This is a genomic window from Bacteroidota bacterium (assembly GCA_039111535.1).
GTDB lineage: Bacteria > Bacteroidota > Rhodothermia > Rhodothermales > JAHQVL01 > JBCCIM01.
The window spans coordinates 1-5,712 of sequence record JBCCIM010000289.1 but is presented as its reverse complement, the minus strand read 5'-3'; the positions used below and the strand labels follow the sequence as shown (position 1 = coordinate 5,712).

Sequence of the window (5,712 nt, the reverse complement as noted above, 5' to 3'; positions counted from 1 at the left end):
GATCCTGATCCGGATCATGTGGAACTGGGGGAAGAACTGGAAGAAGTGCTGGCGATGGACGAAGAGGCTGCTGCTCGCTTTTATTCGTTCACTCCGGGCAAACGCCGCGGACTCGCGCACCACGTAAACAGTGCAAAACGAGAGGCAACGCGGATTAAACGCGCACTGGAAATTGCCCATAAAGTTAGAACCTATACGCTGTACGACGACTTACAGCGCCGTGCAAAAGACGATTGAATATGAATGAAGTAAATGGGACGCTGCGGATGATATTTGTCAAAACTGGAAAATTTATCGCCGGCGCAAGCATGGTTGCTGTACTGCTTTTGGCAGCCTGCGAGCAACCACCAGCAGCGGTTTCGTCAAATAGCCCATCTTCACCCCAATGGGCTGCTGATGCGGTGTTTTATCAGATTTTTCCTACCCGTTTTAGAAATGGCGACCCTTCCAATGACCCGGACCGGGCGTCGCTGGAGTATCCTGAAAATGTGCCGGTATCCTGGCAAATTTCATCATGGACCGGCGATTGGTATGCGCGCGATAATTGGGAAGAAGAACGTGGAGAAGATTTTTATGAAGACGGCGTCTTTGATCGCCGATACGGGGGCGACTTGCAGGGCGTGATCGACAAGCTCGATTACCTGAAGACCCTTGGGATCAATACCCTCTATTTTAACCCGGTTTTTTATGCCCGTTCATTGCACAAGTATGACGGCAATACTTTTCATCACATCGATCCACACTTTGGTCCTGATCCGGCAGGCGACTTTGCTCTGATGGCGAAGGAAACCAGCGACCCGGCTTCGTGGCATATGACGGCTGCGGATCAATTGTTTTTCGATCTCGTGGCCGGCGCGCATGCACGAGATCTGCGGGTTATCATTGACGGCGTCTGGAATCATACCGGGCGAGATTTCTTTGCTTTTGATGATATCCGAAAGAACCAGGAAGCTTCTCCCTACAAAGACTGGTACATCATCAACGCATTCGACGACCCGGCAACGCCAGAAAACGAGTTTTCTTATGAAGGGTGGTGGGGCGTCGAAACCCTGCCATTGTTTGCTGATACACCGGATAGCACCGACCTGCATCCCGGGCCCAAACAATACGTCTTTGATGCTACTAGCCGCTGGATGGATCCGAACGGCGACGGTGACCCGGTTGATGGAATAGACGGATGGCGGCTTGATGTGGCGCCAGATGTACCGATAAAGTTTTGGGCTGACTGGAACGCACATGTGCGAACGTTAAATCCGGACGCGTATACGGTGTCTGAGGTGTGGCATGAAGCTAGTGAATTCCTGCAAGACGGCGGGTTCTCGGCTACCATGAATTACCATGCGTTTGCATTCCCGGTTAAAGGGTTTCTGATTGACAACCTGATGCCGGCCTCTGAATTTATGGCACTCATAGACAACCGCCGGCAGGCCTTCCCTGCGTCGATGCAATTTGCGATGCAAAACCTGATTGATTCCCATGACACGGACCGCCTGGCATCCATGATTGTCAATGCGAAACCGCAGTATGCCATTCCGGAGCGGTACGACTATGACCACGATGTGTCGCCTCGGTGGTATGAACCCTACGACGTAAGAAAACCAAATACCCGCGAGCGCGACATTCAGAAACTTGTCGCGCTCATGCAAATGACAACGGTAGGTGCGCCGATGATTTACTACGGCACTGAGGCTGGCATGTGGGGGGCGGATGACCCGGATGATCGCATGCCCATGGTTTGGGAAGACCTGACTTATGACACCCAAACAGCTGCGCCACGCAATCGTACGCGGACACCGGATGCTGTAGCGTTTGACGCGTCGATTTTTGCCTATTACCAGGATGTGATCAGCTTGCGCCAGAACAATGAGGTGTTGCGATATGGTGACCAGGCCACGCTGGTGGCAGATGATGGGGCTAACAGTTTTGCGTTTGCCCGGCACTTTAAAGATGAGACGGTTGTGGTTGCTATGAATCGCAGTGACGCGCTGCAGAATCTTACAATTGATGCTTCGGATGAATTGGCGGGCAAAACGCTAAACGTGCTGTTTGCTACCCGCGAATTGGAGGCGCAAACCGTTGAAACGACTGCCGGCCTGTCGCTACCACCGCTGACCGGGGTTGTATATCAGGTTACTGAATAATAGTAACTGGTATTAAAGTGAGTTACGGTTGAAAAGATAGCGTTCTTCAATGGCTTCGCCGGCAAGCAAGCGAAGTGCATTCTGCACCGTAATCATGCACATCTCCGCATAGGTTGTTTTTGTCAGGCTGGCGCTGTGCGGGGTGACCAGTACATTGTCCAGTTTGAGCAATGGGTATTCAGGTGGGGGAGTACCAATTTCGAGCACATCACCGCCAAACCCGGAAATCCATCCCTCTTCCAGTGCAAGGAGCAGATCAGCGTCTTTTACCAGGCCTCCGCGCGCTGTATTGATCAATACAGGCTGCTGTTTTGCCCGGCGCAACACGTCTCTTGAAAAGAGATCCCGCGTACTGTCCAGGAGGGGAAGGTGAATCGTGATCACCTGAGACGTTGCGATCAGGGTATCAAACGGGACCTGGGTATATGGCGTATCAATTTCTGCCACATCCCAGAACTGGATGTCCATACCGAAGGCATCAGCCAGTCGCGCAACCCGCTGGCCTATGTTGCCAAATCCCGCAATCCCCAGTTTTTTGCCCCGCAAATCGTCGCCTGCGTACACGGTTCTGTATTGCCAGTTGCCGGCTTTGACCGCTGCTGTAGCTTTCGTCATGTGCCGCTGTAACATCAGCATCAGTGAAAGCGCATGCTCAGCCACCGTTGCCGAGTTGCTGCCCGGTGCATTCACAACTTTAATACCTTTTGAAGAGGCGTAGGCCACATCAATATTGTCCAGCCCTACGCCGCAACGGGCAATCAGCTGAAGGCCTTTGCACGCATCAATCAGTGCGGCGTTGACTTTTCCTTTGCCGCGTGTGACAATCGCGTGTATGGGCCGGCCCTCAATGTGCGCTTCGCCGGCATCTGGCGCTGCTGCAAAGATCACATTGCTCTGCGACCGTAGCAACGCATCAGCTGCAGTTGCTACGGTTTCGAGAAGCAGTACGTTGGAGGTGTTTGTGTTGGCCATGGTTTTTCGCGGCACTTTTGTGCACCGGGTCTTGGGTCTGCCGTTTTATTCTCCGTGGTGCAGGGTAGCGTTTGCACTTTTGTAGCCCCTGAAGTCATTACGCCCGGACACATAGATGCCATCTTTATAGAGTTCATCTTCAAAAATAGCAGGGTCAATGTCGTCGTTGGTGCCCGATACAATTTCTACGAGGTTGCCGGCAGGGTCGCGGATGAACATTTGCATGGCACCGTCAGGCAGCCGGCGTACGCGTCCCCACGGCTTGATATCTATAATGCCCAACTCCTTACTGCGGCGAAAGATGTGGTTGAACTCGGGCGTGTTTAAGGCAACATGGGCGCGGAACGATGTTGCGTCCTCCCATTCAGACAGGTGCAACTGCTGCGTTTCATTGATTTTGAAGAAGGCAGCCGGATAATCGAATTCAAACGCGGCGAGGGGTTCGAGGCCCAGTTCATTCTCATAGAAGCGCGCGGTTTCTTCGAGATTGTCAACAATGAGGGTTATATGGTTGATGCTTGTGATTTTTGACATAGCAAAACCTCGTTTTAGTGGCGGTTAAATTTTGTGATTCTGACAGGAAAACAGCGCTAAGGGTGTTTTGCATATTGTTCAACAAAGTCCCAGTTCAGCGTAAGGCCAAGGCCAGGGCGTTCCGGTGCTTTCACTATTCCGTCTTGTACATCGGGCGGTTCGTTGCAAAGCTGGTACATCAACGGGTTGCCGCCCAGTGAGAACTCAATCATGACAGCACTGGGTGATGCAAAAGCCAGGTGTACGCCGGCCATAAATGAAATGGCTGAGCCCCAGCAATGAGGGGCAAGTTCGAGTTGGTACGTACTTGCCAATGCACTGATTTTTATGCCTTCCGTAATGCCACCAACAATGGCTGCATCCGGTTGTAGCACGTCTGCCGCTTCAGCTTCGATCAATTCTTTGAAATCAAAGCGGGTGAACTCACTTTCTCCTGCGGCAATCGGGGTATGGGTATAGCGACGCACATCTGCACAGCCGTGTTTGTTATCCGGACTCACCGGTTCTTCCATCCAGTACAGGTTGTACGGCTCGATGGCTTTACAAAAGCGCCTGGCTTCAGGTACGCTAAACGTACCATGGGCATCGGCCATGATTTTGATGCCTTCCCCGAGGGTTTTGCGGGCAGCTTCAACCCGCTTTATGCTCGCGTCTACCGTGTCATCCATAACACCAACGCGCATTTTTACGGCTTCGAAGCCTTTGTCGCAGTAGCCTTTGAGCTGATCGCCAATGGCGTCTTTGTCGGCCCAGCCACCGCTGGCATACGCCGGCATCGTAGGCCGGCAAGCACCGCCAAGCAACGATACAACAGGGGTGCCAAGATCCTGGCCTTTGAGGTCCCAGAGCGCCATGTCGATGCCGCTCATGGCTGAAATGGTTGTGCCCCTGTTGCCGAGAATAGGAAATACACGGCCCCGCGCAAGGGCATAATGATCGCGTGAGCCGCTGTAGAGCCTTTCCCAAATCTCAGAAATATTGTGTATGTCTTTACCAATAAGATGAGGTTTCAACTCGTGCTCAATGCACGCAACAATGGATGCACAAACCCCAGTGGCACCAACTGCTGCTTTGGCTTCTCCCATACCTTTGCGGCCATCTTCAGTTGTTACAACAACGAGGCACATGTCAAACTGGGAGAGGTGCCCGTAATCCGAACGCCATTGTCTGTTCGCCGGAATGGGTACGCTGAGCCAGTAGGATGCTACATCTGCTATTTTCATAAAAGGGGGCGGATCGTGTCGATGGATTTTTGGGTGAGGAAGGTATAGAATTCTTCTGTTACAGCTGCGCTGCCGTGGTCTTCAAGGAATTTTTTCTGCTCATCGGATAACCCTTCAGGATTTGTGTCGATGCTGCCCGGATGCGGGTTTGCCGGCGTCCGGTCAACCGGTGCCGCAAATTCAACAGAAACGGGGCCGTCGTATCCGGTTGCCTTGAGCGTATCGATAACTTTCTTCCAGTCGAGCGTGCCCATGCCGGGTGCTTTCCGGTTGTTGTCTGCAATATGGAAATTGACAATGCGGTCGCCCGCCCGCTTGATGGCTTCGTAATAGTTTTCTTCCTCGATATTCATATGGAAAATGTCGAGACAAACGCCGCAGTTGGGGCCTACTTCGCGGGCCAGTGCCAGGGCCTGGTCTGTTCGGTTGATAAAATAGGTTTCAAACCGGTTGATGGGCTCTATGCCGATTTTAACGCCGGCTGCTTCCGAATGCGCATAACATTCTTGTAGGGTTTCAATAGCCCATTGCCATTCTTGCTCAGGGGTTCCGTCAGGGATGATTTTGCCAACCGTGCCAGGCACAACCGACACCATTTGTCCGCCCAATTCTTTGACCATCGTGATGATGCTTTTAACATAATCAACAGACATGGCACGTTGCGCTTCGTCTTTTGCGAGCAAATTTCGTTGCTCCAGCATGAGCGTCACGGAGCCAAAGCACGCGATATTATACTTTTTGAGGAGTGCATTTACTTCCTTTGTATCGTACATCCCGGGTTCTCCCTGGATTTCGATGTAATCATACCCAAGTCTTGAAATCCGTGCGAGCGTGGTCTCCAG

At 52.2% G+C, this 5,712-nt stretch carries 6 protein-coding genes; 2 read left to right on the top strand and 4 right to left on the bottom strand.

Going from position 1 to position 5,712, the window contains the following annotated elements; translation table 11 throughout:
• On the top strand, positions 1-237 hold a 237-nt coding region (locus tag AAF564_25640; protein ID MEM8488954.1), incomplete at its 5' end, for a YdeI/OmpD-associated family protein.
• Between the two features lie 2 nt (positions 238-239).
• Positions 240-2,141 (top strand): glycoside hydrolase family 13 protein, encoded by a 1,902-nt coding sequence (locus tag AAF564_25635; protein MEM8488953.1) that lies wholly within the window; start codon positions 240-242, stop codon positions 2,139-2,141.
• A 12-nt stretch (positions 2,142-2,153) separates the two neighbouring features.
• Here the strand turns inward: AAF564_25635 and AAF564_25630 are convergent, their stop codons facing one another.
• The 4 genes from AAF564_25630 to AAF564_25615 are packed head-to-tail and all read right to left on the bottom strand — an operon-like array spanning position 2,154 to position 5,712.
• Entirely contained in the window at positions 2,154-3,113 is a 960-nt protein-coding gene (locus AAF564_25630; GenBank protein MEM8488952.1) for an NAD(P)-dependent oxidoreductase, read from the bottom strand.
• A gap of 45 nt (positions 3,114-3,158) precedes the next feature.
• Positions 3,159-3,647, bottom strand: a complete 489-nt coding sequence (locus AAF564_25625; GenBank protein ID MEM8488951.1) for a VOC family protein — start codon at positions 3,645-3,647, stop codon at positions 3,159-3,161.
• A gap of 56 nt (positions 3,648-3,703) precedes the next feature.
• Positions 3,704-4,870: a mandelate racemase/muconate lactonizing enzyme family protein gene (locus AAF564_25620; GenBank protein ID MEM8488950.1), complete on the bottom strand. Its 1,167-nt coding sequence runs from the start codon at positions 4,868-4,870 to the stop codon at positions 3,704-3,706.
• On the bottom strand, positions 4,867-5,712 hold the full coding sequence (locus tag AAF564_25615) for a sugar phosphate isomerase/epimerase (GenBank protein ID MEM8488949.1): 846 nt from the start codon (positions 5,710-5,712) through the stop codon (positions 4,867-4,869). Before AAF564_25615 ends, AAF564_25620 begins: the two co-directional genes overlap by 4 nt.

Coding starts and splice junctions, on each gene's coding strand:
- AAF564_25630 (MEM8488952.1), bottom strand. CDS start 3,113: ATGGCCAACACAAACACCTCCAACGTACTGCTTCTCGAAACCGTAGCA.
- AAF564_25620 (MEM8488950.1), bottom strand. CDS start 4,870: ATGAAAATAGCAGATGTAGCATCCTACTGGCTCAGCGTACCCATTCCG.
- AAF564_25635 (MEM8488953.1), top strand. CDS start 240: ATGAATGAAGTAAATGGGACGCTGCGGATGATATTTGTCAAAACTGGA.
- AAF564_25625 (MEM8488951.1), bottom strand. CDS start 3,647: ATGTCAAAAATCACAAGCATCAACCATATAACCCTCATTGTTGACAAT.